The sequence below is a fragment of the Roseomonas genomospecies 6 genome, from assembly GCF_008365375.1.
GTDB lineage: Bacteria > Pseudomonadota > Alphaproteobacteria > Azospirillales > Azospirillaceae > Azospirillum.
In genome coordinates, this window is record NZ_QOKW01000002.1 from 145,090 (window position 1) to 171,903 (window position 26,814).

29 protein-coding genes, 1 tRNA gene, 1 other RNA gene and 1 pseudogene are annotated in these 26,814 nt (G+C 69.3%); 12 read left to right on the plus strand and 20 right to left on the minus strand.

The features are described 5' to 3' along the window. Positions 1-65: 65 nt before the first annotated feature. From DS843_RS31025 to DS843_RS03110, 3 genes are read right to left on the minus strand one after another with little or no spacing between them, the layout of a single operon-like run. Complete coding sequence (locus DS843_RS31025; RefSeq protein WP_167525181.1) at positions 66-212, minus strand: hypothetical protein; 147 nt, start codon at positions 210-212, stop codon at positions 66-68. Further along, on the minus strand, positions 209-2,176 hold the full coding sequence (gene asnB / locus DS843_RS03105) for an asparagine synthase (glutamine-hydrolyzing) (protein WP_149467442.1): 1,968 nt from the start codon (positions 2,174-2,176) through the stop codon (positions 209-211). The genes DS843_RS31025 and asnB overlap by 4 nt, the downstream gene beginning before the upstream one ends. Before the next feature lie 18 nt (positions 2,177-2,194). Continuing rightward, positions 2,195-2,533 (minus strand): hypothetical protein, encoded by a 339-nt coding sequence (locus tag DS843_RS03110; RefSeq protein WP_149467443.1) that lies wholly within the window; start codon positions 2,531-2,533, stop codon positions 2,195-2,197. A 302-nt stretch (positions 2,534-2,835) separates the two neighbouring features. Between DS843_RS03110 and DS843_RS03115 the strand changes: the two genes are divergently transcribed. From DS843_RS03115 to DS843_RS03135, 5 genes are all read left to right on the plus strand, one after another. Further along, entirely contained in the window at positions 2,836-4,011 is a 1,176-nt protein-coding gene (locus tag DS843_RS03115; RefSeq protein ID WP_286191909.1) for a glycosyltransferase family 4 protein, read from the plus strand. Further along, complete coding sequence (locus DS843_RS03120; protein ID WP_149467444.1) at positions 4,008-5,009, plus strand: MraY family glycosyltransferase; 1,002 nt, start codon at positions 4,008-4,010, stop codon at positions 5,007-5,009. Before DS843_RS03115 ends, DS843_RS03120 begins: the two co-directional genes overlap by 4 nt. Next, entirely contained in the window at positions 5,009-5,977 is a 969-nt protein-coding gene (locus DS843_RS03125; RefSeq protein ID WP_149467445.1) for an NAD-dependent epimerase/dehydratase family protein, read from the plus strand. Before DS843_RS03120 ends, DS843_RS03125 begins: the two co-directional genes overlap by 1 nt. Positions 5,978-6,048: 71 nt before the next feature. Beyond that, the gene (locus tag DS843_RS03130; protein ID WP_149467446.1) at positions 6,049-8,010 is read left to right on the plus strand and encodes a polysaccharide biosynthesis protein; all 1,962 of its coding nucleotides are present in this window, start codon (positions 6,049-6,051) and stop codon (positions 8,008-8,010) included. Between the two features lie 162 nt (positions 8,011-8,172). Then, positions 8,173-8,247: transfer RNA gene (locus DS843_RS03135), tRNA-Thr, on the plus strand. Between the two features lie 180 nt (positions 8,248-8,427). Here the strand turns inward: DS843_RS03135 and pal are convergent. The 16 genes and pseudogenes from pal to DS843_RS03210 form a co-directional block, all read right to left on the minus strand. After that, entirely contained in the window at positions 8,428-8,904 is a 477-nt protein-coding gene (gene pal, locus DS843_RS03140; protein WP_149467447.1) for a peptidoglycan-associated lipoprotein Pal, read from the minus strand. Positions 8,905-9,052: 148 nt separating this feature from the next. Beyond that, entirely contained in the window at positions 9,053-10,405 is a 1,353-nt protein-coding gene (gene tolB / locus DS843_RS03145; protein ID WP_149467448.1) for a Tol-Pal system beta propeller repeat protein TolB, read from the minus strand. Positions 10,406-10,407: 2 nt separating this feature from the next. After that, on the minus strand, positions 10,408-11,562 hold the full coding sequence (locus tag DS843_RS03150) for a cell envelope integrity TolA family protein (RefSeq protein ID WP_149467449.1): 1,155 nt from the start codon (positions 11,560-11,562) through the stop codon (positions 10,408-10,410). Positions 11,563-11,590: 28 nt separating this feature from the next. Continuing rightward, a complete protein-coding gene (tolR, locus tag DS843_RS03155) occupies positions 11,591-12,073 on the minus strand; it encodes a protein TolR (protein WP_149467450.1) in 483 nt (160 codons plus the stop codon). A gap of 1 nt (position 12,074) precedes the next feature. Then, the gene (gene tolQ / locus DS843_RS03160) at positions 12,075-12,797 is read right to left on the minus strand and encodes a protein TolQ (RefSeq protein WP_109069625.1); all 723 of its coding nucleotides are present in this window, start codon (positions 12,795-12,797) and stop codon (positions 12,075-12,077) included. A 5-nt stretch (positions 12,798-12,802) separates the two neighbouring features. After that, entirely contained in the window at positions 12,803-13,282 is a 480-nt protein-coding gene (gene ybgC, locus DS843_RS03165) for a tol-pal system-associated acyl-CoA thioesterase (RefSeq protein WP_149467451.1), read from the minus strand. After that, entirely contained in the window at positions 13,275-14,369 is a 1,095-nt protein-coding gene (gene ruvB, locus DS843_RS03170) for a Holliday junction branch migration DNA helicase RuvB (protein WP_149467452.1), read from the minus strand. The genes ybgC and ruvB overlap by 8 nt, the downstream gene beginning before the upstream one ends. Continuing rightward, on the minus strand, positions 14,366-14,995 hold the full coding sequence (gene ruvA / locus DS843_RS03175; RefSeq protein WP_149467453.1) for a Holliday junction branch migration protein RuvA: 630 nt from the start codon (positions 14,993-14,995) through the stop codon (positions 14,366-14,368). Before ruvA ends, ruvB begins: the two co-directional genes overlap by 4 nt. Beyond that, complete coding sequence (locus DS843_RS31710) at positions 14,992-15,540, minus strand: endonuclease domain-containing protein (RefSeq protein ID WP_286191929.1); 549 nt, start codon at positions 15,538-15,540, stop codon at positions 14,992-14,994. Before DS843_RS31710 ends, ruvA begins: the two co-directional genes overlap by 4 nt. A 6-nt stretch (positions 15,541-15,546) precedes the next feature. Further along, positions 15,547-16,029 (minus strand): annotated as a pseudogene (gene ruvC / locus DS843_RS31715) (crossover junction endodeoxyribonuclease RuvC); the annotation flags it as partial. 59 nt (positions 16,030-16,088) lie between these two features. After that, the gene (locus DS843_RS03185; protein ID WP_149467455.1) at positions 16,089-16,841 is read right to left on the minus strand and encodes a YebC/PmpR family DNA-binding transcriptional regulator; all 753 of its coding nucleotides are present in this window, start codon (positions 16,839-16,841) and stop codon (positions 16,089-16,091) included. A 200-nt stretch (positions 16,842-17,041) separates the two neighbouring features. Beyond that, a complete protein-coding gene (locus tag DS843_RS03190) occupies positions 17,042-17,863 on the minus strand; it encodes a TIGR00282 family metallophosphoesterase (RefSeq protein ID WP_149467456.1) in 822 nt (273 codons plus the stop codon). Positions 17,864-17,875: 12 nt separating this feature from the next. Beyond that, positions 17,876-18,469 carry a 5-formyltetrahydrofolate cyclo-ligase gene (locus DS843_RS03195; protein ID WP_149467457.1) on the minus strand — a complete coding sequence of 198 codons (594 nt, stop codon included), beginning with the start codon at positions 18,467-18,469 and terminating at the stop codon, positions 17,876-17,878. A 39-nt stretch (positions 18,470-18,508) separates the two neighbouring features. Beyond that, positions 18,509-18,668: non-coding RNA, 6S RNA (ssrS, locus tag DS843_RS03200), on the minus strand. Positions 18,669-18,681: 13 nt separating this feature from the next. Next, complete coding sequence (locus tag DS843_RS03205) at positions 18,682-18,996, minus strand: cell division protein ZapA (protein ID WP_149467458.1); 315 nt, start codon at positions 18,994-18,996, stop codon at positions 18,682-18,684. 3 nt (positions 18,997-18,999) lie between these two features. Further along, a complete protein-coding gene (locus DS843_RS03210; RefSeq protein ID WP_149467459.1) occupies positions 19,000-19,224 on the minus strand; it encodes a hypothetical protein in 225 nt (74 codons plus the stop codon). 331 nt (positions 19,225-19,555) lie between these two features. On the opposite strand from DS843_RS03210, the gene tkt reads away from it, so the two are divergent. Both tkt and gap read left to right on the plus strand, forming a co-directional pair. Then, positions 19,556-21,568: a transketolase gene (gene tkt / locus DS843_RS03215; RefSeq protein WP_149467460.1), complete on the plus strand. Its 2,013-nt coding sequence runs from the start codon at positions 19,556-19,558 to the stop codon at positions 21,566-21,568. A gap of 143 nt (positions 21,569-21,711) precedes the next feature. After that, positions 21,712-22,719 (plus strand): type I glyceraldehyde-3-phosphate dehydrogenase, encoded by a 1,008-nt coding sequence (gap, locus tag DS843_RS03220; protein ID WP_149467461.1) that lies wholly within the window; start codon positions 21,712-21,714, stop codon positions 22,717-22,719. 91 nt (positions 22,720-22,810) lie between these two features. Here the strand turns inward: gap and DS843_RS03225 are convergent, their stop codons facing one another. Then, positions 22,811-23,155: a type II toxin-antitoxin system HicB family antitoxin gene (locus tag DS843_RS03225; protein ID WP_149467462.1), complete on the minus strand. Its 345-nt coding sequence runs from the start codon at positions 23,153-23,155 to the stop codon at positions 22,811-22,813. Positions 23,156-23,275: 120 nt separating this feature from the next. Between DS843_RS03225 and DS843_RS03230 the strand changes: the two genes are divergently transcribed. The 5 genes from DS843_RS03230 to DS843_RS03250 all read left to right on the plus strand — a co-directional run bounded on the left by DS843_RS03230 (position 23,276) and on the right by DS843_RS03250 (position 26,657). After that, positions 23,276-23,719 (plus strand): hypothetical protein, encoded by a 444-nt coding sequence (locus DS843_RS03230; RefSeq protein WP_149467463.1) that lies wholly within the window; start codon positions 23,276-23,278, stop codon positions 23,717-23,719. An 87-nt stretch (positions 23,720-23,806) separates the two neighbouring features. After that, entirely contained in the window at positions 23,807-24,049 is a 243-nt protein-coding gene (locus DS843_RS03235; protein WP_149467464.1) for a hypothetical protein, read from the plus strand. Between the two features lie 195 nt (positions 24,050-24,244). Next, positions 24,245-25,174 carry a class I fructose-bisphosphate aldolase gene (locus DS843_RS03240; protein WP_149467465.1) on the plus strand — a complete coding sequence of 310 codons (930 nt, stop codon included), beginning with the start codon at positions 24,245-24,247 and terminating at the stop codon, positions 25,172-25,174. A 12-nt stretch (positions 25,175-25,186) separates the two neighbouring features. Then, positions 25,187-25,834 carry a thiamine phosphate synthase gene (gene thiE / locus DS843_RS03245; RefSeq protein WP_149467466.1) on the plus strand — a complete coding sequence of 216 codons (648 nt, stop codon included), beginning with the start codon at positions 25,187-25,189 and terminating at the stop codon, positions 25,832-25,834. Positions 25,835-25,850: 16 nt separating this feature from the next. Next, positions 25,851-26,657 (plus strand): TSUP family transporter, encoded by an 807-nt coding sequence (locus DS843_RS03250; protein ID WP_149467467.1) that lies wholly within the window; start codon positions 25,851-25,853, stop codon positions 26,655-26,657. The last annotated feature ends 157 nt before the right edge of the window (positions 26,658-26,814 follow it).

The following is a 26,814-nucleotide window of genomic DNA, read 5'->3' on the forward strand; positions in this document are numbered from 1 at the left end:
GCGGCAACGATAACGTGCGAATGAAACCGAACCGATGCGGCAAATGCGTCACCGGCTCACCGCATTCAGTTCGGCTGCCCGTCCTTCTCCCGCCCGCGCGCCTGCTCCTTGCGCCTGCGCAGGTTCTCGCGCAGGCGGGCGGCGAGGCGCTCCTGCTTGTCGTCCTTTTTCGGCTGGGCGGCGGGAGTCTTGGTCTGGTCTTCGGTCGTCATGCGGCGCTCGCGGCAAGCGGGGCCGGGGCGGCGGCGCTGCCCCAGCGGCGGTTCCAGTCCTGGAACATCAGGACGTTCCAAAGCCGGTGCTGGTTGTTGCGGGTTCCGGCCAGATGCTCCGCCCAGCAGGCGCGGATCGGCGCGGGGTCGAAGAAGCCCTCCCGGCGCAGCCGCCCCTCGTCCAGCAGATCCTCCGCCCAGTCGCGGAGCGGGCCGCGCAGCCAGCCGTCCAGCGGGATGGCGAAGCCGGCCTTGGGACGCTCCACCAGGGTTGGCGGCACATGGCGGTAGAGCACCTGACGGAGCAGCCACTTGCCCTTGCCGTCGCGCAGCTTCTGCGCCGGCGGCACGCGCCACGCCAACTCCACCACCCGGTGGTCGAGCAGCGGCACACGTGCCTCCAGCGACACGCCCATGCTGGCGCGGTCCACCTTTGCCAGGATGTCGTCGGGAAGGTAGGTCACGCTGTCGAGATGCTGCATACGCTCGACGAAATCCGGGATGCCAGCGGCCAGCCCGTCGTTCCAGGCCGGGCCATGCGGCTCCCGCCCGCCGCGGACCAGCGCGTCGGGGTCCTGCCACTGGCTGACCAGACGGCGGTAGATGGCGTCCGGCCCGGCGGCGTCCAGCACCCCGGCCAGCTTGTGCAGCTTGTCGCCGGTTTGGCGCGGGCGCCGCGCCTCGGGGATCAGAGCGGCCAGCCTGTCCCAGCCCGCGGGCCGGACGGCGCGGATCAGCCCGGCGGCGCCCCGCCGCAGCCCGGCGGGCAGAGGCGCGATGCGCCGCCACAGGGCGGGCGCCGTCAGATAACGGTTGTACCCGGCGAACAGCTCGTCCCCGCCGTCGCCGGACAGAGCCACGGTGACGGACCGCCGCGTCATCTCCGACACCAGCAGCGTCGGGATCTGGGAGCTGTCGGCGAAGGGCTCGTCGTACCAGTCGGCCAGCTTCGGGATGACCTCCAGCGCGTGGCTGGCCTCCACGCGAAGCTCCGTATGCTCGGTGCCGAGATAGGCGGCGACCGCACGGGCGTGCACCGCTTCATCGTAGCCATTCTCGCCGAACCCAATGGTGAAGGTGCGCACGGGCCGCGCGCTCTGCGCCTGCATCAGGGCGACGACGGTGGAGCTGTCGATGCCGCCGGACAGGAAGGCGCCCAGCGGAACATCGGCCATCATCTGCCGCCCGACCGCGTCCTTAAGAAGCGATTCCAGCGCGTCCGTGGCCTCGGCGTCGGACAGGGAGAGCCGGTCCGCGATGCCGGCCCGCGCCGCCTCGCCCGCATTCCAATAGACGCTGCGCTCCGGCTCGCGGCCCGGACGGACGGTCAGGATGCTGCCCGGCTCCAGCTTGTGGACACCTTGGTAGATGCTGTGCGGCGCCGGGACGTAGCTGAAGCGCAGATAGGCGGACAGGGCGTCGCGGTCGATCTCCGCCGCGAAGGCGGGATGGGCGCGCAACGCCTTGGGCTGGGAGCCGAACAGCAGCGCCCCGCCCATCCGCGCCCAATAGAGCGGCTTCACGCCCAGATGGTCGCGCACGAGGTAAAGGGTGCGCTCGCGCCGGTCCCACAGGGCGAAGGCGAAGATGCCGACCAGCCGCCGCACGGTGCGCTCCACGCCCCAGGCGGCGCAGGCCTCCAGAAGCACTTCGGTGTCCGAGTGGCCGCGGAAGCGGTGGCCAGCGGCTTCAAGCTCCGCCCGCAAGTCCTGGAAATTGTAGATCTCGCCGTTGTAGGCGACGACCCAGCGCCCGTCCGCCGACTCCATCGGCTGGCGGCCCAGCGGCGACAGGTCCACGATGGCGAGCCGCCGGTGGCCGAGCGCGATCCCGGCCTCCCCGTCCGTCCACACACCCTCCCCGTCCGGGCCGCGGTGGGCGATGGTGTCGGCCATGCGCCGCGCCGCGGCCTCAAGCCCGTGATCGGGACCGGGACCGGCCAGGAAGCCGCAGATGCCGCACACGGCGGGTCGCTCCCGTTCTCAGTGGTCGGAACGGTGCAGGATGCTGTCGCGCAGGCCGGTGTCGTAGGCCATGCCCTCGGCGGTCACGACGCCGTAATCGGCGGTGCGGCGCACCATGCCCTTGCGCTGGAGGATGTTCCAGACCGCCTCGTTGCCCAGGCCGGTGGCGTCGCGGGTGGCGACCACCGCGTTGCCCAGGTGGAAATGGTTGCCGTGGGCGTGCGGCAGGCCGGTGACCAGGAAGGCCCCTTCCTCGCCCTCGACCGGCTTCTGCTCCAGCCGGGCGAGTTCCTGAAGAAGCGTCAGCGTCTTGAGCTGGAGCGGGTTGAGGTTCGCGGGATTCTTTTTCGGCGGCATGGGTGTCCGGCTCGGCAACTTGGAAAAGGTCGCGGCAGTAGATCGGGTGTGCCCGGCGGCTGTCAAGCGGCGGGCCGCTTTTTGCGGACTGGCGTCCGGCCCCGCGCTCGGGCATAAGACGGGCGGTTGACGCGCGCGCGTTACGTTTGAGGCAAGCGCTTGCCCGGCGCGTGCCTGTCAAGGATGGTGGATATGACGATCGTGGTCACCGGCGCGCCCGGTTTCATCGGTTCGCACGTCGCGGCGGCCCCGCTTCATCGCGTGGCACAAGGATGATCACGGCATTGCCCGAGGCCCGTCCCGTGAGCACCAGCCGCAAGCTGATCTATCTGGTGACGGAGGACTGGTATTTCTGGTCCCACCGCCTGCCCATGGCCCGCGCCGCCCGCGAGGCCGGGTTCGAGGTCGCCGTCGCCACCCGCGTGGACAAGCACGGCCCCCGCATCGAGGCGGAGGGCTTCCGCGTGCTGCCGCTCTCCTGGCAGCGGCGCAGCATCAACCCGGCGGGCGCCCTGTCCGCCGTGGCGGAGATCGCCGCGCTCTACCGGCGGGAGGCGCCGGATCTGGTCCATCACGTCGCCATGAAGCCGGTGCTGCTGGGCGGGATCGCCGCCGGGCTGGCCGGGGTACCGGCGGTCGTGAACGCGCTGACCGGGCTGGGCTCCGCCTTTCTCGGCACGGGCGGGCTGAAGTCCCGCATCGCCGGTGCGGTGGCGCGCCCGCTGCTGCGCACCGTGCTGAAGCGCCCGAACAGCCTGACCATCCTGCAGAACGAGGACGACCGGAAGACCCTGGTGGCCGCCGGCCTGCTGCCCGACGAGCGCGCCTGGATCATCCGCGGCTCCGGCGTCGACACCGCCCATTATCAAGTTCTGCCCGAACCGCCCGAACCGCCGGTGACGGTGGGCTGCGTCGCCCGCCTGCTGGCCGACAAGGGCGTCGGCCCTCTGGTCGGGGCGCAGCAGAGGTTGCGGGCCAAGGGGCTGGACGTCCGGCTGCTGCTGGCCGGCACGCCCGATCCGGAGAACCCCACCTCCGTGACGCAGGCCGAGCTGGACCGCTGGGCCGCCCTGCCCGGCGTCGAACTGCCCGGCCACACCGCCGATGTCCGGCAGATCTGGGCGCGCTGCCACATCGCCGTGCTGGCCTCCCGCCGCGAGGGGCTGCCGAAGAGCCTTCTGGAGGCCGCAGCCTGCGGGCGCGCCATCGTCGCCACCGACGTGCCGGGCTGCCGCGAGGTGGCGCACGCGGGTGAGAACGCCCTTCTGGTCCCGCCCGACGACGCCGCAGCGCTGGCCGACGCCCTGGAGGTTCTGGTGCGCGACGCGGCCCTGCGCCGCCGCTACGGCGCGGCCAGCCGGCGCCTGGTCGAATCCGACATGGCGTCCGACCGGGTGGGCGCGAAGACGGTCGAACTGTACCACCGGCTGCTGGCCTCGGCCCAGCCCGGCGCCGCCCCGGTCGCGGAGGCATCATGAGCGGCCCGCTGGCCTTGTTCCTTGCCTTGACCGGAAGCGTCGCGCTGTCCTGGCTGCTCACCGGGCGGGTGCTCGCCTATCTGCGGCACAAGGCGATCCTCGACCACCCGAACGACCGGTCCAGCCACTCCATTCCGACGCCGCGCGGCGGCGGTTGGGGCGTCATGCTGACGCTGCTGCCCGCCTGGATTCTCATCGCCGTGACGGCGGACGATCCGCTGCGGGCGCTGCCGATCCTGGCCGGGGCGGTGGCCCTGATGGCTGTGTCCTGGATGGATGACCGGCGCGGGCTGGGTCCGGCGCCGCGCTTCCTCGCCCAGATCGCCGCGGTGGTCGCGGGGCTCAGCGCACTTCCCGCCGACGGGTCGGTCTTTCAGGGGCTTCTGCCCTTCTGGGCGGACCGGCTGGTGGCCGCGGTCGGCTGGCTGTGGTTCGTGAACCTGTTCAATTTCATGGACGGCATCGATGGGCTTGCCGGCAGCGAGGCGGCGTCCATCGGCGCCGGGCTGGCGCTGGTCGCCTCGCTCGGCGCGCTCGACCCGGCCCTGGCCCTCTACGGGCTGGCGGCGGCGGGGGCGGCGCTGGGCTTCCTGATGTGGAACTGGCACCCCGCCAAGCTCTTCATGGGCGACGTCGGCAGCGTGCCGCTGGGCTTCACGCTGGGCTGGCTGCTGCTGGTCCTGGCGGCGTCGGGGCTGTGGGTGGCGGCGCTGCTGATCCCCGCCTATTTCCTCGCCGACGCCACCTTCACCCTGCTGCGCCGTCTGGCCGAGGGCAAGAAGGTCTGGCAGGCCCACCGCGAGCATTTTTACCAGAAGGCCACCCAACGCGGGCGCAACCACGCCCAGGTCGTGCGGCTGGTCCTTGCGCTGAACGCCGCCCTGCTGTTGCTGGCCGTGGCGTCGCTGGCGCTCGGCTGGACGGTGCTTCCGGCGGGGGCCGTGGCGGTCGTGCTGCTGCTGGCTCTGCTGGCGCGGCCCGTACGGGCGGCGGCGTGATGCGCGTCCTGGTCACCGGGGCCACCGGTTTCGTCGCCCGGACGGTCATTCCGCTTCTGGTCGAGCGCGGGCACAGCGTGCGCGCCGTGGTCCGCCAGAAGGGGGATGGCCGTCAGGACATTCCGGTTCCGCAAGCGGCGGAAACCGTCACCATCGCCGACATCGGCCCCGCCACCGCCTGGGGCAATGCCCTTCAAGGCGTGGACGCGGTGGTTCATCTGGCCGCCCGCGTCCACGTCATGCGCGACCGCGAGTCCGACCCTCTGGCCGCCTTCCGCCGGGTCAACACCGCCGGCACCCGCGTGCTGGCCGAGGCGGCGGCGGCGGCGGGCGTGAAGCGTCTGGTCTATCTGAGCAGCGTCAAGGCGCTGGCCGACGAGAGCCGCCCGGACGAACTGAGCGAGGAGACGGAGCCCGATCCGCACTCGCCCTACGGCATTTCCAAGCTGGAGGCCGAACGGGCGCTGGCGGAGATATCCACCCGCACCGGGCTGGAGGTGGTGGTGATCCGTCCGCCGCTGGTCTACGGCCCCGGCGTGGGCGGTAATTTTCTTCGGCTGATGCAGGCGGTGGATCGCGGCATCCCCCTGCCGCTGGGCGCGCTGGAGAACCGGCGCAGCCTGATCTTCGTGGGCAATCTGGCCGACGCCATCCAGGAATGCCTGACCCACCCGCAGGCGGCGGGCGGGCGGTTCCTGGTCCATGACGGGCGCCCCATGTCCACGGCGGAACTGGTGCGCGCCATCGCGGAGGCGCTGGGCAAGCCCGCGCGCCTGTTGCCCGTCCCGCCGTCCCTCCTGGCGCTCGCCGCGCGGCTGGCCCGGCGGGAGGCCATGCTGGACCGCGTCGCCGGGTCGCTGGTGATCGACGACGGCGCCATCCGCCGGGCGTTGAACTGGCGACCACCCTGCTATCCCGCGTACGGCTTGCGCCTGACCGCCGAATGGTTCAAAGCTGTGCGCGGCTGAACGCCGAACATGGTCCAGGGACTTCCCGAAAGGGAACCGTCCCGGCGAAGCGAAAATCTAAGGTAAAGCGCATGCGTATCCCGTCCCCGCGGGCGTCCCTCGTCTACCTGCACGATCTGACGATGACGGCCGTCGCCCTGGTCGTGGCGCTGTATCTGCGCGTGGGCGAGCAGACGTTTCAGGATTACAGCGATCCGCTGCTGACGGGGCTGCCCATCCTGGTGCTGATCGCCGCGGTGGTCTTCCGCCTGTCGGGGCTGTACCGCGGCATCTGGCGCTACGCCTCGGTGCCCGATCTGGCGCAGCTTCTGCGCGCGGTCACCATGGTCGTTCTGTGCTTCGTGGCTGTCATGTTCCTGCTGACCCGGCTGGAGGCCCTGCCGCGCTCCCTGCCGGTGATTTTGTGGTTCGTGCAGCTCGTCCTGCTGGGCGGGCCGCGCTTCGCCTACCGCCTTCTGAAGGACCGCCGGCTGGGCCTCCACGAGCGGGAGCCGGGGGTGCCGCGCATCCCGGTGCTTCTGCTGGGCGTGAGCGACGCGGCGGAGCTGTTCATCCGCTCGCTGGACCAGAACGCGGGCGCCGCCTATCGTGTGGTCGGCATGCTGGACGACAAGGGCCGGCGCGTCGGCCACGCCATCCGCGGCGTTCCCGTTCTGGGCGGCCCCGACGACCTGCCCCGCGTGGTCGAGGAACTGGCGCAGCGCGGCGACCGCCCGCAGCGTCTGATCGTCGCCAAGGGCCAGGCCGACGTGCCCGGCACCGTCCTGCGCGACCTGCTGGAACAGGCGGAATCCCTCGGCCTCTCCATGGCCCGCCTGCCCAGCCTGACCGAGTTCAAGTCGGCGCTGGGCGAGGGCAAGATCGAGGTGCGCCCGATCGCCCTGGAAGACCTTCTGGGCCGCCCCCAGGCGGTTCTCGACCGCGGCGCCATCGCCAGCCTCGTCACCGGGCGGCGCGTCGTCGTCACCGGGGCGGGCGGCACCATCGGCAGCGAGCTGGTCCGCCAGATCGCCGCCCTTCAGCCGGAATCGCTGATCCTCGTCGATGCCGGGGAGTTCAACCTCTACACCATCGAGATGGAGGTGCGGGAGCGCCACCCCGCCCTGACGCTTCAGGCGGTGATCGCCGACGTGCGCGACCGCGACCGCATCTTCCGCCTGTTCCAGGCGCAGCGCCCGCACATGGTCTTCCACGCCGCCGCGCTGAAGCATGTGCCGCTGGTGGAGGCCAACCCGGCGGAAGGCGCGCTGACCAACATCATCGGCACCCGCAACGTGGCCGACGCGGCGCGCGCCGGGGGCTGTCAGGCGATGGTCCTGGTGTCCACCGACAAGGCCATCCGCCCGACCAGCGTCATGGGCGCCACCAAGCGCTTCGCCGAGTGCTATTGCCAGGCGCTCGACATGCTGCCGCCGCGCGACGGCGGCGAGACGGCGACCCGCTACATGACCGTGCGCTTCGGCAACGTGCTGGGCTCCAGCGGGTCGGTGGTGCCGCTGTTCACCCGCCAGCTCGCCAAGGGCGGTCCGCTGACCGTCACGCACCCGGACATGCGCCGCTACTTCATGACGGTGCGCGAGGCCGTCGAGCTGGTGCTCCAGGCGTCGGCCCACGGCGTGGCCCGCGCGGAGGAGCGCGGCAAGGTGCTGGTGCTCGACATGGGCGAGCCGGTGAAGATCGTGGACCTCGCCCGCCAGATGATCCGGCTGGCCGGCTACCGCCCCGGCCACGACATCAAGATCGAGTTCACCGGCCTGCGCCCCGGCGAAAAGCTGTTCGAGGAGATCCTGACCTCGGCGGAGGCGCCGACGCGCACCTCGGCGGACGGCGTGTTCCTGGCCTCCCCCCGCGTGATCGACTACGCCCTCATCAACCGCGCGCTGGGCGAGATGGAGACGGCGGCGCGGGCCGGCGACACCGAGCGGGTGATGACCATCCTGTCCAACATCGTCCCCGACTTCCGCGCGGAGGCCGTCCTGCCGCCGCCCAGCGCCTTCGGCAACGCCACGGCGGGCATCGGACCGGAGCGTTGAACCGGAGCCAAAACGGACGCGACGATGGGCGGGAATTTTCCCGCCCATTTTTCTTTCGTGAAGGCCGCTTCACCGCTTGCATCGACGCAAAGCCTGTGGCATAACCCGCGCCACTTCGACGGTTGGCCGCAAGTTCTTCCCGGCCAGCAACACCGTCCCGGCGCTGCCGTAGCTCAGTGGTAGAGCACTCCCTTGGTAAGGGAGAGGTCGAGAGTTCAATCCTCTCTGGCAGCACCATTCTCCCCCCTTTGTTATTTCTTTGGAAACGCTGAAGCGCAGCCGTTCACCGGCCTGCGTGGCTTTTTGCGTTCTGCATTCGGTGATGGGTGGGCCTTGCCCCCATCACCCCAAATGAAAAACGCCGCCCCGGATCGCTCCGGAGCGGCGTCTTTCTTGGAACCCGGACGGGCGCCGTCGTTAGTCGACGACGGTCACGCCACGGCGGTTCTGCGCCCAGGAGGCCTCGTTGGAACCGAGGACCGCCGGCTTCTCCTTGCCGTAGGAGATGACCTTGACGCGCGCCGGGGTGATGCCGGCGGCGGCGAGGTAGTTCTTCACGGAGTTGGCGCGGCGCTCACCCAGGGCGAGGTTGTACTCGCGGGTGCCGCGCTCGTCGGCGTGGCCTTCGATGGTCACGGTGACGTTCGGGTACTGCTTCAGCCAGGACGCCTGACGGTCCAGGGTGGCGCGAGCCTCCGGAGCCAGGTCGTAGCGGTCGAGACCGAAGAACACGCGGTCGCCGACGTTGACGACCAGGTCTTCCTGCGAGCCCGGACGGATGCTGGACTGGGTGGCGCCACCATTGGTGTTGGCGTTGCCGGCGTCCTTCGGAGCGGTTTCACAAGCGGCAACCAGAGCGACGGCCGCGATCAGGCTCAGATACTTGATACGCATGTCTAATGACCCCCTAAGCGACACGAGATGTTTTTGACCGGATTGTGGAGGAAGAACGGCGCCGACTTCCGCCAGACCCCGACGGAAGTACCGACTTCCGGCCATGTCTTGAGCGACGTTCTTGCGCGCGCAAAATAGGGCTACTCCACTAGGGAATCAAGGGCGACCATGCAGGATCGGAGCCGTCGAGCGGAGTGATCACACGGCGTTCGTTTGCCCCGGTCACGTCGATTGTATAGAGCTTCGCGCTGCGCCCGCGGCCATCGCCTGAGGGGACATCACGGAAGAAGCTCAGCACGCGGCCGTTCGGTGCCCAGGTCGGGCCTTCGACATGGAACGACTCGGTCAGGATACGCTCGCCGGTGCCGTCCGGACGGATCACGCCGAGCGCGAAGTTGCTGCCCCGCTGGCGGGTGAAGGCGATCAGGTCGCCGCGCGGCGACCACACCGGCGTGCCGTAGCGGCCCTCGCCGAAGGTCAGGCGCTTCGCACCCGAACCGTCCGCGTTCATGATGTAAAGCTGCTGGCTGCCGCCGCGGTCCGACTCGAAGACGATGCGCTGGCCGTCCGGCGAGAAGCTGGGACCGGTGTCGATGCCCGGCGAATCGGTGAGCTGGATCTGGCGGCGGGTCCGCAGGTCCAGCGCGTAGATGTCGGTGTTGCCGTTCTGGGCCATGCTCATGATGACCTTGTTGCCGTCCGGCGAGAAGCGCGGGGCGAAGGTCATGCCGGGGAAGTCGCCAAGGACCTCCTGGCGGCCGCTGTCGATGTTGAACAGGTACACGCGCGGCTTCTTGTTGAAGAAGGACATGTACGTGATTTCCTGGGTCGCCGGCGAGAAGCGCGGCGTCAGGACCAGATTCTTGCCGTCGGTCAGGAACTGGTGGTTCTCACCGTCCTGATCCATGATAGCGAGCTGCTTCTTGCGCGCGTTGGCCGGGCCGGATTCGGCCACATAGACGATGCGCGTGTCGAAATAGCCTTCCTCGCCGGTCAGCCGCTTGTAGATGGCGTCGGCGACGATGTGGGCGATGCGGCGCCAACTGTCGGCGGTCGCGGTGTAGCTCAGCCCCTGCATGTACTGGCCGGCGGCCACGTCCCACAGGCGGAAGTCCACCTTCATGCGGCCGTCGCCCATGGCGGTGGTGTTGCCGGCGACCAGCGCCTGGGCACCGACGGCGCGCCAGTCCTGATAGCGCGGCTCGCCGGAGCGGAGCTGGTCCGGGGTCTGAAGGAAGCCCTTGGGATCGAGCGGACGGAACAGGCCCGACCGTTCCAGATCGGCGGAGACCACCTTGGAGATGTCCGAACCGACCTGCGCCTCGCGCCCGCCGGCTCCGGCGAAGCTGGTGATGGCGATCGGCAGCGGCTCGACCACGCCCTTGGTGATGTCGATACGCACCTCGGCGCGGGCCGGGGCGGGCGCCGCGACGCCGAGGGCGAGCAGCAGGGCGCCGGCGCAACCGGCGGCCTTCAGCAGAAGCCTCGTCTTCTTCGTCATGGTCAGAACATGTCCCTCGGGTCGAAATTGAACACGAAGTAACGCCACTCTTCATACCGCGCGGGCGTGAAGTCGCCGGAGAACTCGCTGATGGGCAGGGGGCTGGCCCGCTTCACCGCGCGCAGCGCGGCGTCGGCGGACGCCCGGAAGGCCGCGTCCGACATGTAGCGGGAGCGGTACCTTTCGTTGATCGTCGCGTTCAGCACCGAACCGTCGCGGCCCAGCTCAACGATGATCTCCACCTGCATGTTCCCGGCGTCCTTGCGGCCCGGGTCGAAGTTCCAGTTCTTGCTCACCGCCCCGCGGATGCCGTCGATGGCGCGCCCGGACGGCTTGAACGGCTTGTCGGGTCCGTTCACGGCCTTGGCGGCCCCGGACGGCGCCTGCGACGCGGCGGCCTGCTGGGACGGCTTGGCCTCGGCCTTGCTGTCCGCCTTGCTGTCGGCCTTCGCGTCGGACGGCGCCGGCTTCGCCGGAGCGTTCTTCTGAACGTTCTTCAGAAGATCCGCGAGCGCATCGGTCTTCTCCGGCTTCGGCGGCTCCGGCTTCTTCGGCTCGGCCTTCGGAGGCTCCGGCTTGGCGGGCTCGGGCTTCTTGGGTTCCGGCTTCGGCGGCTCCGGTTTGGCCGGTTCCGGCTTCTTGGGCTCGGGCTTCGGGGGCTCGGGCTTTGGCGGTTCCGGTTTGGGCGGCTCCGGCTTGGGGGGCTCGGGTTTGGGCGGCTGCGGCTTCGGCTCCGGCTTGGGCTCGGGCGGCTTGACCACCGGGGCCGGTTCCGGATCGGGCGGCGGCGGGGGCGGAGCCGGCTTGGGCGGCGGAGGCGGTTCGCGCGCCGGGGGCGGCGTCACCTGGGCGACCTTCGGCGGCTCCGGAACCTTCGGTTCGGGCCGGGGCGGCGGGGGCGGCGGTTCGCTGGCCGGTTCCGGCGGCGAAGGAGCCGGCGGGCTGGGCTTGGACTCGGGCACCGGCGGCCTGGGGGCCGACGGCTTCGGTTCGCCCTTGTCGACGCGCGCGGCTTCCGTCACCTCGCCCACATCCACGATCTCGATCGGGATGGAGGCGGGGATGTCCAGCTTGCGATCGCTGGGCGGCATGCCGAGCACGAACAGCGCGATCAGCGCGACGTGCAGCGTTGCCGATGCGATCAGGGGTTTGCGCATGGGTCAGCCTTCAACTCGCCGTGGCGTCTCAGCGCTGCGCCGGACCGCCGACGCGCGGCCCGGTGGCGCCCGGCCCGTTGGGCATCTCGGCGACCAGCCCGACCTTCTTGAAGCCGGCGGCGCTCATGGTGCCCATCACCTCCAGCATCTTGCCGTAGGCGATCTTCGCGTCGCCGCGCACCAGGATGCGGGCTTCGGGATTGTTGTTGGTGACGGCGATCAGCAGCGGGACCATGTTGCCCGTCTCCACCGCCGTCTCCTGCACATAGACCCGGCCGTCGGCTTGCACGGTCACGAACAGCGGGTCCTTCTGCGCCTCCAGCGGGGCGGCGTTGGTCTTCGGCAGATCGACCGGCACGCCCACGGTCAGCAGCGGCGCCGCCACCATGAAGACGATCAGCAGCACGAGCATGACGTCGATGAAGGGCGTCATGTTGATCTCGGCCATCGCGCGGTATCCGCGGCGGCGGCCCCGTCCGTGGCCGCCCTTCCCTGCGAGCTGGGCTCCCATGTCAGGCGGCTCCCCGCTCCTCGAGGTGGCGCGACAGGATCGCCGAGAACTCGCCCGAGAAGGTCTCCAGCCGGTCGGCGTAGCGGCCGAGGTCGGTGGTGAACTTGTTGTACGAGATCACGGCGGGAATGGCGGCCACAAGGCCCAGCGCCGTGGCGAACAGCGCCTCCGCGATGCCGGGCGCGACGACGGCGAGGCTGGTGTTGCCCGACGCGGCGATGGAGGTGAAGGAGTTCATGATGCCCCACACCGTGCCGAACAGGCCGATGAAGGGCGCCGTCGAACCGACCGACGCCAGGAAGGTCATGTAGCGTTCGGCGCGCAGCATCTCGCGCCCGATGGTCACGGACATGACACGCTCGACCCGCTGCTGGAGCGAGCCCTTCATGGAGCCGATACCGCGGTCGGCGGCGTGGCGCCATTCGCGCATGCCGGCGGCGAAGGTCGCCGACATCGGGTCGGCGGGGTTCTGGCCGATGCGGTCGTACAGCGCGTCCAGCGATCCGCCTGACCAGAAGCTCTCCTCGAAGGCGTCCGCCTGCGCGTTCAGGCGGCGGATGCGCATCAGCTTCTCGATGATGATGGCCCAGCACCACACCGAGGCAACCAGCAGCATCAGCATCACGACCTTGACGATCAGGTCGGCCTGCCAGAACAGGCCCCACATCGTGATGTCGTGGGCCTTCGCCGCGGCCCCGACCACCTGGGCGGAATTAAGATCCATCGCAGTCAGTCTCGCTTCTGCCTTTTGTACAAATCGTTGAGCGCCTCGCGGACCGGCGCCGGAAGGCGCGCGGGACGTCCGGCCCGGTCGCCGGCCAGGTTGATCATCGCCAGTTGAATCTCCGCCCGCGCGAGGTCGCGACCGTCGCGACGGGCAAGTTGTGCAACTGCGAAGGAGGCACCGCCGGTATCGGTGATTCGCGTCACCACTTCAAGCGTATCCTCGAGCTTTGCGGGAGCGACAAAATCGATCTCCGCCCGTCGTACCGCAAATGACACACCGTCGCTTTCGGCCAGTCCGGCGTTGGTGAACCCGGCCAGCCGCAGCATCTCGGTGCGCGCCCGCTCGAAGAAGCGCAGGTAGTTGGCGTGATACACCAGCCCCCCGGCGTCCGTGTCCTCGTAGTAGACCCGCAAGCGCAGCCTGTGCTGCGCGTTCTCGTCAAACCAGCCCGAAAGATTCGCGGCCCCGGCGCCGTCAGGCATCGCCGTCCTCCTCCGGCTCCTGGCCGGAACCGGCCAACCGGTCCAGCAGGTCGAACTGGCGGGTCGGCGCCGAGGGCGGGTTCAGGCCCAGATAGCGGAAGCCCTGGTCGGTCAGCATGCGCCCGCGCGGAGTCCGCTGCAGGAAGCCCTGCTGGATCAGGTAGGGTTCCACCACCTCCTCCAGCACGTCGCGCTGCTCGCCCAGCGCGGCGCCCAGCGTGTCCACACCCACCGGGCCGCCGCCGTAGTTGTTGGCGATGATGCCCAGATAGCGCCGGTCCATGCTGTCGAGGCCCAGCCGGTCCACCTCCAGCCGCGTCAGGGCGGCGTCGGCGATGCGGGCGTCCACTTCCGGCACGCCGGCCACCGCGGCGAAATCGCGCACCCGGCGCAACAGCCGGCCCGACACGCGCGGCGTCCCGCGCGACCGGTTCGCGATCTCCCGCGCGCCTTCCGGCGTGATGAGCATGTTGAGCACGCCCGCGGCGCGGCGGACGATCAACTCCAACTCGTCCGGCTCGTAGAACTGCAACCGCACGGGAATGCCGAAGCGTTCGCGCAAGGGACGCGTGATGAGGCCCGAGCGCGTCGTCGCGCCGACCAGTGTGAAGGGCGGCAAATCGATCCGGATGGACCGCGCCGACGGGCCTTCGCCGATGATGAGGTCGAGCTGGAAATCCTCCATGGCGGGATAGAGCACCTCTTCCACGGCGGGATTAAGGCGATGAATCTCGTCGATGAAGAGGACGTCGTGCGGCTGCAGGTTGGTCAGCAGAGCGGCGAGGTCGCCCGCCCGCGCGATGACCGGGCCGGAGGTCGCTCGGAAGCCCACCCCCAGCTCGCGCGAGACGATCTGGGCCAGCGTGGTCTTGCCCAGGCCCGGCGGCCCGAACAGCAGCACATGGTCCAGCGCCTCCCCCCGGGAGCGGGCGGCCTGGATGAAGATCGACAGGTTCTCACGCGCCTGCCGCTGGCCGATGAACTCGGCAAGCGAGAGCGGGCGGATGGAAGATTCGCCGGAGTCGCCGGCGCCCCGCCCCGGCTGCACCAGCCGGTCGGGATCGGAGCCGTTCTGGTCGGCGGTCATTGGCTGAGTTCCTTAAGGCCATGGCGGATCAGCTCCGACACGCCGGCCCCGTCGCCCAGCTTGCGCCCGGCGGCCACGACGGCGCCGAACGCCTCCGACCGCCCGTAGCCGAGATTGACGAGGGCCGAGACGGCGTCCGCCATGACCATGTTGTCGGGACCGCCCGCCGCCGGCGCCGCCTTGCCGCCCGCCGCCGGAGCGGCGGCGGCCGAGGCGCCGAGGGTGAGGTTGCCCACCTTGTCCTTCAACTCGTTGACGATGCGCGCGGCCACCTTCGGCCCCACGCCGTCGGCGCGGGTGAGCGCGGTCTTGTCCTGCGCCGCGATGGCGCGGGTGAGCTGGTCGGGGTCGAGCACACCGAGGATCGACAGGGCGAGGCGCGAGCCGACGCCCTGGATGGTGGTCAGCAGCCGGAACCAGTCCCGCTCGCCGGTATCGGCGAAGCCGTAGAGGGTGATCCGGTCGTCGCGGATGAAGGTCTCCACGACCAGCGCCCGCCGCTCCCCCACCGCCATGCGCGACAGCGTGCGGTTGGAGCAGGCGACCTGATAGCCGACCCCGTTGACGTCCACCACCACCCAGTCGGTCCCGACCGAATCCACGACACCGGTGAGCTTGGCGATCATGCGCTTTCATCCCCGCTTCCCCTCTCCCGCCCCGGGAGAGGGTGGCCCGAAGGGCCGGGTGAGGGTGCCGCCGCAGCGACCGGCCGACGCACCACGGTGGTTTCTTCCAGGCGTGCTTTGATCGTGCTCAGCACGCCTTCCAGATTCTCGTTCACATCGTTGTTCCAGAAACGGAGCACGCGAAAGCCCGCCTGTTCCAGCAGGCGGGATCGGCGCATATCCTGTTCGGCACGGTCGGCGTGCTGCCCGCCATCCAATTCGACGATCAGGCGATGGTCGTGGGAAACGAAATCGACCGTGTAGCCGAATATGGCCTCCTGCCGCCGGAATTTCGCCCCGAGCTGACCGTTGCGGAGTCGCTGCCAGAGGACTTTCTCCACATCGGTGGAATCGCGTCGCAAGATCCGCGCACGTTCGGTCTCCTGCGGCGTCGGATAGCGCTTCGCTTGTTTGGCCGGGTCAAGCAACGCAAGACCCTCACCCGGCCCTTCGGGCCACCCTCTCCCGGGGCGGGAGAGGGATTGATCCGTCCCCCTCCGCCACATCTGCCAGCTTGCGCGGTGATGCGCGTGGCAGATCGCCACGGCCAGCGCGTCCGCGGCGTCCGGCGTGGTGATGGCGCAGCCGGGGAGAAGCAGGCGCACCATGGCCTGCACCTGCGTCTTGTCGGCCCGGCCCTGCCCCACCACGGCCTTCTTCACCATGTTGTTGGCGTATTCGGCGACCGCCAAGCCGGCCAACGCAGGAACCAGCAAAGCCACGGCCCTCGCCTGCCCCAGCTTCAGCGTGGAGACCGCGTTGTTGTTCACGAAGGTCTCCTCCACCGCCGCTTCGTCGGGGCGGTAGCGCTCCAGCACCTCCGACAGGGCGTCGTGGATCTGGCACAGGCGCTCGGCCAGCGGGCGGTCGCCGTCGGAATGGACGGCACCGTCCGCCACATGGGTCAGCCGGTTGCCGGACACGTCGATGACGCCCCAGCCGGTGTGGCGGAGGCCGGGGTCCAGCCCCAACAGGCGTACGGGCGGCTGTTGCACCGCCCCGCTTCTTCCGGCCTGCCCAAGCACCCCGGTCCCCTCCGCTCCGCAGCCTGGCGTCAGGCCGTCAGCTTCTGCATCAGCTCTTCGGAGATGTCGAAGTTGCCTTCGACCGTCTGGACGTCGTCGTTGTCTTCCAGCACGTCCAGCAGCTTGATCAGGCTGGCGGCGGCGTCCTCGGACGGTGCGACGGTGTTCAGCGGCTTCCAGGTCAGGCGCGCGCTCTCCGCACCGCCGAACTTGGTTTCCAGCGCGTCGCGCACGACGGCGAAATTCTCCACCGAGGTGGTGACCTCATGGCCGTTCTCGTCGGATGCCACGTCCTCCGCACCGGCCTCCAGCGCCTCCTCGAACACGGCGTCCGCCGCCGCGGCGGAGGCCGGGTAGTAGATCGCACCGACGCGGCTGAACATGAAGCTGACCGAGTTCGTCTCGCCCAGCGAGCCGCCGTACTTCGTAAAGGCGGAGCGCACCTCGGCGGCCGTGCGGTTGCGGTTGTCGGTCAGCGCCTCGACGATCAGCGCGACGCCGCCGGGGCCGTAGCCCTCATACCGGACTTCGTCGTAGTTGGTGTCGTCACCGCCGCCCGGCGTGCCCTGCTTGATCGCGCGGTCGATGCGGTCGCGCGGCATGTTCTGCGTGCGGGCCGCGGTGATCGCCGCGCGCAGGCGCGGGTTGGCCGCCGGGTCCGGCAGGCCCGCCTTGGCCGCCACGGTGATTTCCCGGGCGAGCTTGTTGAAGATCTTCGACCGCTTGGCGTCCTGCGCGCCCTTGCGGTGCATGATGTTCTTGAATTGGCTATGACCGGCCATGCGTCGAACGAGCCCCAGATGGATTCAAAGAGACAAGGTCTTGTGAAACAGCTTGGAAAGCGGAGGGACACATGTACCAGTTCCAGTGCGCCACCGCACGCTTTCGGCGCCGGAGACGACACCTACCCATTTAGAAAGTCAATATGGCAGGATTGGGGCGCCCCTTTTGCGCCCTGCGGGACCCGGGCCGGTGATGTCGCTCAGCCCCGCACCGGCATGGACTGGCTCAGCCGGCCGCCCAGCCGCAGCGGCTGGATGCTGGTGGCGAGGCCGGTGCGGTCGTCCGTCTCGACGTAGCAGCCGCAGAGGGTGGCCTCGCCTTCCGCCGGGCTCAGCCGCTCGGTCGGCAACTTGCGGATGATCTTGGCCATGGCGACCTCCTTCTTCATGCCGATGGCGCTGTCGTAGTCGCCGCACATGCCGGCATCGGTCAGATAGGCGGTGCCGCCCTTCATCACCACATGGTCCGCCGTCGGGACGTGGCTGTGCGTGCCGACCACCAACGAGGCGCGGCCGTCGCAGAAATGGCCCATGATCATCTTCTCGCTGGTCGCCTCGCCGTGGACGTCGACCAGGATGGCGTCGGCGCCGTTGGGGCCCAACCGGTGGGCGCGCAGCACCCGGTCCACCGCGGCGAAGGGGTCGTCCATCGGGTCCATGAACAGACGCAGCATCACGTTCATGACCAGCACCTTGCGCCCGCCCCGCGCCTGAAGCAGCACGAAGCCGCGCCCCGGCGTGCCGTCCGGGTAGTTCAGCGGGCGGATGATCCGCGGCTGCTGGTCGATGGCCGCCACCAGCTCCTTCTGGTCCCAGGAGTGGTTGCCGAGCGTCACCACGTCCACGCCCGCGGCGAAGAACTCTTCGGCGATCTTCACGGTGATGCCGAATCCACCGGCGGCGTTCTCGCCGTTCACCACGGTCAGGTCGGGGTCCAGCTTTTCGCGCAGCATCGGCATGTGCGCGATCACCGCGTCGCGCCCCGTCCGCCCCACCACGTCACCCAGAAACAGAAGCCGCATCGTCCCCAACCTTCACTGCGCAAAGCGGAGCGTCTCGCGCTCCGTCAGAATCCAATCGAGCCGCTCGTCGTGCGCCCCGCGGGGCACCGCGTCCATCTCCTGGGCGGCGAAGGCCACCCCGACCGCCAGTGCGGGCCGGATCGCGCGCAGGGCGTCCAGCGTCCGGTCGTAATAGCCTGCACCATAACCCAGCCGGTGGCCGTTGCGGTCGAAGGCCAGCATCGGCACCAGAAGCACCGCCGGCACGACCTCGGGCCGGTCGGGGCCGGGTTCGTGAATGCCGTAACGCCCCGCGGCCAGCGGCTGCGCCGGGTCCCAGTCGCGAAAGGTCAGCGCCCGCCCGCGCGGCCCGGACACCGGCAAGGCGACGGATCGCCCGCCGGCCTTAAGATGGAGCAGCACAGGCCGCACGTCGAGTTCCGAACCCAGCGGCCAATAGCCGGCGATCGGACCATCGGGAACCAGCCCCGGCGAAACCAGCTCCTCCAGGAACCGGTCGCGCAGCGCGTCCGCGGCAAAAGCGCGCATCCGGTCATCGCCGAGGGAGTCGCGCCGGGCGCGCGCCCGGGCTCGGGCGGCGTCCTTGGCCGCGCGCGGGTCGGTCATCGTCGCCTGGGAGAAGTCTGGGAAATCCATGGGAGGGCGGAAGGTGCCGCCTCGGCCGTTGGCATTGCTTATCCTCCATGACCTGCAGAGCAGGTGGGCGCCGTGTAACCGGACCAGGGTCCGGACAGGGACAGCTCCCGAGAGTCTAAGATTATCGGCCCTGGGGATTATTGCGACCTGACGAACCAGGCAGCGACCTTCCGAGACCTAACTTAGGCGCGCTCGAGCCGCGCGGCAACCTCTTCGATGCGCAAGGCTACATTGTCCACCGCGGCGGCCATCTCGGCCTCGCTCACCGTGGACAGCGACGCGAGGCCGCGGCCCGCCATGACGTCCTGCATCTCGTCCGCCATGACGATGGCGGTCAGGACGAGCATCTGCGCCTCCGACCCGGATTTGCCGCCGCCGGTCACCTGCTTCAGCTTGGCGTCGACGAAGGCGGCCAGCTCACGCAGGCGGGCCTCCTGGCCGTCCTGGCAGAAGACGCGGTAGGCGCGCCCGTTCACCTCGATGTCCACCTGGGCCATGGCTCAATTCTCCAGCACGGCTTCGAGACGTCCGATGGCCGCCTCCAGACGCTTCGACACGGTTTCCGCATTCTCCTGGGCACGCGCCTGTTCGATGCGGGCCTCGCGCAGGGACTCGGTCAGCTCCTGCTCGCGCTTGGTCACCCGTTCCTCGCGGGCGGAGGCGGCATGCTCCAGGCGGTCCACGGCCTTGGAGAGGCGGTCGAGCGCGGCTTTCAGGGAATCCATGGGCGGGGAACCTTGATGGGCAAACGGACGGCTAATGGACCAGCGGTTCGCAGATGCATAAAATGCCGAGCGCTACAGTTGGGCCGACCATGCCGCGCCGTCAACCGGAATTACGCCGCGGAACGCGGCGGAAACGGCACCCGCAAAATGCGCCGGAAGCCGGGCGGTCATCCCCATTCCCGTGTTGACCTGCGCACACGGGTTCTGCATGGTGCGCGCGTCTTGCGGGAAGCCCTGGTTTCCCGCCAATCGGTGTTGCCCAACCCCGTCCGGCCCACCTCAGTTCGACTGCGCGCCCGCCCGCGGGAACATTCTTCAGGAACCCTGCCCGATGTCCGCTGCTTCCGCCGCCACCCCGCCCGCCCCCATCACCACCATGGCGAACGCCATCCGCGCGCTGTCCATGGACGCGGTGGAGGCCGCGAAGTCCGGCCACCCCGGCATGCCGATGGGCATGGCCGACGTGGCGACGGTGCTGTTCACGCGCTTCCTGAAGTTCAACCCGAAGCAGCCGGCCTGGGCCGACCGCGACCGCTTCGTCCTGTCGGCGGGCCACGGCTCGATGCTGATCTACTCGCTGGGCTTTCTGACCGGCTATGAGCGGATGACCATCGAGGAGCTGAAGCGCTTCCGCCAGCTCGGCAGCCTGACGCCGGGCCATCCGGAGGTCGATCCGTCGCTGGGCATCGAGATGACCACCGGTCCGCTGGGCCAGGGCATCTCGACCGCCGTCGGCATGGCGCTGGCCGAGCGCATCACCAACGCGCGCTTCGGCGACGATCTGGTCAACCACTACACCTACGTCATCGCCTCCGACGGCGACCTGATGGAGGGCGTCAGCCACGAGGCCTGCTCGCTGGCCGGCCATCTCGGGCTGGGCCGCCTGATCGTGCTGTGGGACGACAACCATATCTCCATCGACGGTTCGACCGACCTCAGCTTCACCGACGACACGCCGGCCCGCTTCCGCTCCTACGGCTGGAACACGGCGACCGTCGACGGCCACGATCCGGAAGCCGTCGCCAAGGCCATCGAGGCCGCTCAGGGTTCCGCCAAGCCGACGCTGATCGCCTGCCGCACCATCATCGGCAAGGGCGCCCCGAACAAGGCCAACACCCACGGCTGCCACGGCTCGCCGCTGGGCGCCGACGAGGTGGCCGCCACCCGCGAGAATCTCGGCTGGCCGCACGAGCCCTTCGTCGTCCCGCAGGACGTGCTGGACGCCTGGCGCGCCGCCGGCACCCGCGCCGACGCCGCCTACGCCGACTGGGCGCAGCGCGTCGCGGCGCTGGACCCCTCCGCTCGCAAGGCGTTCGAGGCGGCCATGGGCCACGGCGTTCCCGCCGGCCTGGACGAGCTGATCGGCGCCTTCAAGAAGAAGGTGTCGGAGGAGAAGCCGAGCTGGGCCACCCGCGTCGCTTCCGGCAACGTGCTCGACGTCCTGGTCCCGGCGGTGCCGGAGATGATCGGCGGTTCCGCCGACCTGACCCCGTCGAACAACACCAAGGCGAAGAACACCGCCGACGTGAAGGGCCGGGGTGAGTTCAACGGGCGCTACGTCCGCTACGGCGTGCGCGAGCATGGCATGGCCACCGTCATGAACGGCATGGCGCTGCACGGCGGCGTCATCCCCTACGGCGGCACCTTCATGCAGTTCGCCGACTACTGCCGTCCGGCGATCCGTCTGGCCGCGCTGATGAAGCAGCGCTCGATCTTCGTGATGACCCACGACTCGATCGGCCTGGGCGAGGACGGCCCGACCCACCAGCCGGTGGAGCATCTGGCCGCGCTGCGCGCCATCCCGAACCTGCTGACCCTGCGCCCGGCCGACGCCGTGGAGACCGCGGAGTGCTGGCAGATCGCGCTTGAGCGCGTCAACGGCCCGTCCGTCCTGGCGCTGACCCGCCAGAACGTGCCGACCCTGCGCACCGAGCATGCGGAGGAGAACCGCTCCGCCCGCGGCGGCTACGTGCTGCTGGAGGCCGAGGGCGAGCGCAAGGTGACCCTGCTCGCCACCGGTTCGGAAGTCTCGCTGGCCGTGGAGGCCCGCAAGGCGCTCCAGGCCGAGGGGATCGGCGCCGCCGTGGTGTCCGTGCCGAGCTTCGAGCTGTTCGAGGCGCAGGACGACGCCTACAAGGCGTCCGTTCTGGGCAGCGGCGTCCGCGTCGCGGTCGAGGCGGCCATCCGTCAGGGCTGGGACCGCTGGCTGGCTTATCCGGGCGCCACGGGCACCGCGTTCGTCGGCATGACCGGCTTCGGCGAGTCGGCTCCCTATCAGGAACTCTACAAGCACTTCGGCATCACCGCCGAGGCCGTGGTCGCCGCGGCCAAGGCGCGCCTGTAAAAGAGCGAGCGTTCGCGGGATCGGGCTCCGGGCCGACGGTCCGGGGCTGACAATCACCGCCCCGGACCACACATCCGGGGCCGGGAGTTACCGCCCCAAGCCGTATGGTTCGGGGTCGGGGAATGCCAGACTGGAGGAAAACAATGGCTGTTCGGGTAGCGATCAACGGTTTTGGCCGTATCGGCCGTCTGGTTCTGCGGGCCATCTACGAGAGCGGCCGCAACGACGTGGAGGTCGTGGCGATCAACGACCTGGCCGACCTCAAGGCCAACGCCCACCTGCTGAAGTACGACAGCGTCCACGGCCGTTTCCCCGGCACCATCGAGACCCGCGACGGCGAGCTGATCGTCAACGGCCACTCGATCAAGGTCGTGCAGGAGCGTGACCCGGCCAAGCTGCCGTGGAAGGATCTGGGCGTCCAGATCGCCATGGAATGCTCGGGCATCTTCACCAAGCGCGCCGACGCCGCCAAGCACCTGGAAGCGGGCGCGGAGAAGGTGTTGATCTCCGCCCCGGCCACCGACGAGGACATCACGGTGGTCTACGGCGTCAACCACGACCAGCTCAAGGCCGAGCACCGCATCGTGTCGAACGCCTCGTGCACCACGAACTGCCTGGCCCCGGTGGCCTTCGTGCTGCACAACCTGATCGGCATCGAGAAGGGCTTCATGACGACGATCCACTCCTACACGGGGGATCAGCGCATCGTCGACACCAACCACAAGGACCTGCACCGCGCCCGCGCCGCGGCGCTGAACATGATCCCGACCTCCACCGGCGCCGCCAAGGCCGTGGGCAAGGTGCTGCCGGAGCTGAAGGGCAAGCTGGACGGCACCGCCATGCGCGTGCCGACCCCGAACGTCTCGGTCGTGGACTTCAAGTTCACCGCCAAGCGCGCCACCTCGGTGGAGGAGATCAACAAGGCCATCTCCGAGGCCGCCAACGGCCCGCTGAAGGGCGTGCTGGGCGCCTACACGGAAGAGCTGGTCTCCACCGACTTCAACCACGACCCGCACAGCTCGATCTTCGCGCTGAACGAGACCAAGGTCATCGACGGCAACTTCGTCCGCATCATGACCTGGTACGACAACGAGTGGGGCTTCTCCAACCGCATGAGCGACACCGCCGTCGCCATGGCGAACGCCAAGTAAGCCGCCCACGGCTTGCTGCCAAAGGAGAAGGGCGCCCCCGCAAAGGGGCGCCCTTCTTTTTCATGACCGCTCCGTCACGACAGGACCGTGGTCACCCCGCCTTGACGGCGTTGATGCCCGTGGCCTCGGTCAGGCGGTCGGCCACCCAGGCGGTGACGCTCTTGCCCTCGCGCTCGGCGCAGGTCGCGATGGCGCGGTGGAGCATCGGGTTGACGCGGATGGCGAGCTTTCCGGAAAAGGGCCGCTCGGTGTTGCCCGCCATGTCGCAGGCCATCGCCATATAGTCGTCCACCGCCTCGCGGAAGGCCCTGCGCAGCTCATCGACCGACCGGCCGGTGAAGGTGATGCCGTCGCGCGTGTTGATGACGGCGCCGACGAAGATGCCGGCCTCGTTGTCGAAATCGATCTGGGCCTTGTAGCCCTTATAGTCCATCATCGTCGGCGACCCTAGGGGATGCGTAGGGTGAGAGGATAGCCTCGCCTCCGGCCCCGCGGTTTGACCTGCCTCAATTCCCGGAGTCGGGATGGGAAGACGCCCGCCCCGTTTCGTCCCGACATGACCGAACCGCTCCCGCAGACCCGCCCCATCCGCGTCCACAGCCTCGCCGAAGCCAGCACCGCCTGCGCGGCGGCGGCGGAACTGAACGTCCCTTTGTTGCTGGTCAGCGCGCCCGGAGCGGCGGCCTACGCCGGGGCCGGCTGGTTCCGCGCGATCACCGACCGCGCCTCCGCACTGTATCCGGAGGTGGCTCCGATGGCGGTTCTGGACTGCGCCGACCGTCCCGGCGACGTCCTGGCAGCGCTGTCCGCCGGGATGGCCGCCCTTCTGTTCACCGGGCGGGCCGACATCGCGGCCCGGCTGGCCGACATCGCCGCCCGGAGCGGTGCGCGCCTGCTGACGGGCCTGCCCGAGCCGCTCGATCTGCGCGGCGTCCGCGATCCACGGCGCGCCTGCCGGGAATGGCTGGGCGGGCAAGGTCGCATCTCTGTCACGGAATAGTCCCAAGGCGATACCGCTTTTTCCCCAAACCACCACGATCGGAAGTGGTGTATTGTGGTTTCGAACCCACGATGCGGTACCACCCCGATGAGCACGACCACGCCTTTGCGGCCCCATGCGGACGCCACGACGCCGAAGGGTGACGGTCCCACCCCCCTTCCGGAAAGGCCGGACGGGCTTCCCCGCGGCTCCCGCTTTCCCGCTCCGCGGGTGGAAGCGATCCGAGGTCCGCGGCTGGTCGCCATCTGGGTCGGCCTGGCCGCCGGGGCCTGGGCCGTGGCGGTTGGCGCCGGGTACGGCCTCTACGTCGTCGTTCAATCTGTTCTGTGACAATATTCGGCTGTGACAAAATTCGGCCCTGCCGCGACGGCTGCATAGCCCTTTGGCGCCGCCGGACCTGACCTCCCGGATAGGCCCTTTTGCCGCCGCGGAAGGCCGCACTACACCCCTGCCGGCGTTGCAAAGAGGCCCGCGCTGGGCTATGAGGGCCGCATTTCCGACAGAAACCCCAAGGGGAAGAGCCAGATGAAGCTCACTCGTCGCGTTAAGGAAATTCTTGCGAACTACGAAAGCGACAACCCCGGCGTCAAGGCCAACCTTGCCCGCATTCTGATGGAAGGCAAGCTGGGCGGCACCGGCAAGCTGGTCATTCTTCCGGTCGACCAGGGCTTCGAGCACGGCCCGGCGCGCAGCTTCGCGCCGAACGAGCCGGGATACGACCCGCATTACCATTACCAGCTCGCCATCGACGCGGGCTGCAACGCCTACGCCGCTCCGCTGGGCTCGCTGGAGGCCGGCGCCGGCACCTTCGCCGGTTCGATCCCGCTGATCCTCAAGATGAACAGCGCCAACAGCCTGTCGCGCCAGAAGGAAAACGCCGATCAGGCGGTGACCGCCTCGGTGCAGGACGCGCTTCGGCTGGGCTGCTCGGCCATCGGCTTCACGATCTACCCCGGCTCGGACGCCATGTACGACCAGTACGAGGAGATCCGCGAGCTGTCGAAGGAGGCCAAGTCGGTCGGCCTTCCCACCGTGCTGTGGTCCTACCCGCGCGGCGGCACCGTCTCCAAGGACGGCGAGCTGGCCATCGACGTGATCGGCTACGCCGCCCACATGGCCGCCCTGCTCGGCGCCCACATCATCAAGGTGAAGCTGCCGTCGGCCCATCTGGAGCAGGCGGAGGCCAAGAAGGTCTACGAGTCCAAGGGCATCCAGATCGCCACCCAGGCCGACCGCGTCCGCCACATCATGCAGTGCGCCTTCAACGGCCGCCGCATCGTGGTCTTCTCCGGCGGCGCCACCAAGGGCGAGGACGCGGTGTTCGAGGACGCCCGCGCCATCCGCGACGGCGGCGGCAACGGGTCGATCATCGGCCGCAACGCCTTCCAGCGTCCGCGCGACGAGGCCCTGAAGCTGCTCGACCGGATCATGAAGATCTATCAGGGCAAAGAGTAAGGATCGCCTCGGTTGACCGAAACCGCCTGCCGGCTCTACCTCGTGACGCCGCCGGTCCTGGAACCGGCGGCGTTCGCGCCGAAACTGACCGAAGCGCTGGACGCGGGCGATGTCGCCTGCGTCCAGTTGCGTTTGAAGGACTGCTCCGACGACGCCGTGCGCCGGGCTTGCGACGTTCTGCGCCCGATCGCGCAGGACCGCGGGGTGGCCTTCATCCTGAACGACCATCCCGGGCTGGCCCGCGAGACCGGCTGCGACGGCGTGCATGTGGGGCAGAAGGACACGCCCTACGCCCAGGCGCGCCGGATCGTCGGCAACGACGCCATCGTCGGGGTGACCTGCCACGACAGCCGCCATCTCGCCATGGAAGCGGGCGAGGCCGGGGCGGATTACATCGCCTTCGGCGCCTTCTTTCCCACCACCACCAAGGACGCCGAACACAAGGCGGAGTTGGAACTGCTCCAATGGTGGTCGGAGCTGATGGAGGTGCCCTGCGTCGCCATCGGCGGAATCACCCCGGAGAATTGCGGACCGCTGGTGCGGGCCGGGGCCGATTTCCTGGCCGTGGTCGGCGCCGTGTGGAACCATCCCGACGGGCCGGGCGCCGCCGTGAAGGCGTTCAACGCCGCCATCGCCGCCGCCGAATCCGCTGGAGAGTGAAGGCCGTTTTCCGATCATGGACCTTCTTTCCATCGAGACGCTGACCGCGCTGTTCGCGGTCGGCCTTCTGGCGGGTTTCGTTGACGCCATCGCCGGGGGCGGCGGGCTTCTGACCCTTCCCGCCCTGCTCTGGGCCGGACTCTCCCCCGCCGAGGCGCTGGCGACGAACAAGCTGCAATCGAGCTTCGGGTCCTTCTCCGCCGCCGTGAAGTTCACGCGCGGCGGCGAGGTGAAGCCGCGCGACATGGCCATGATGATCGCCTGCACCTTCGCCGGCTCCGCCGCGGGCGCCATCATCGTCCAGATGATCGACCCGGGATTCCTGCGCAACGTCATCCCGGCGCTGCTGATCGGCATCGCCATCTGGCTGCTCGTCTCCCCGAAGGCCGGCGAGATCGACGCGCAGCAGCGCATCGGGGAGCGCGGATTCGCGCTGCTCGCCGGGACGGGCATCGGCTTCTACGACGGCTTTCTCGGGCCGGGCACGGGCACCTTCTTCGCCATCGCCTTCGTCTCGCTTCTGGGTTTCAACCTGCGCAAGGCGACCGCCCACACCAAGGTGCTGAACTTCACCAGCAACATCGCCGCGCTGCTGTTCTTCCTGGCCGGCGGCCAGATCGCCTGGGTGGCCGGGCTGCTGATGGGGCTGGGCCAGATGGTCGGCGCGCAGGTCGGCGCGCACATGGTCATCCGCAACGGGGCCGCCATCGTCCGGCCCATGCTGGTCATCGCCTCCATCGCCATCACGGCGAAGCTGATCTGGACGGACGCCCAGAGCGTGATCGGCGCCGGCATGGCGATGGTCGCCGACTGGCTCGGCTGACCGCCACCCCACACCCTTTCTCCAGCCCGCGGCGAATCGACCGCGGCGCGCATTCCACCCCCAAAATCCACCTCTGGGCACATAGATTGTTGGCCCAACATTTTTTCCGTTCACCCACTTTACGTTAACGTCAATGTGTGTATCATTGCGTCAAATA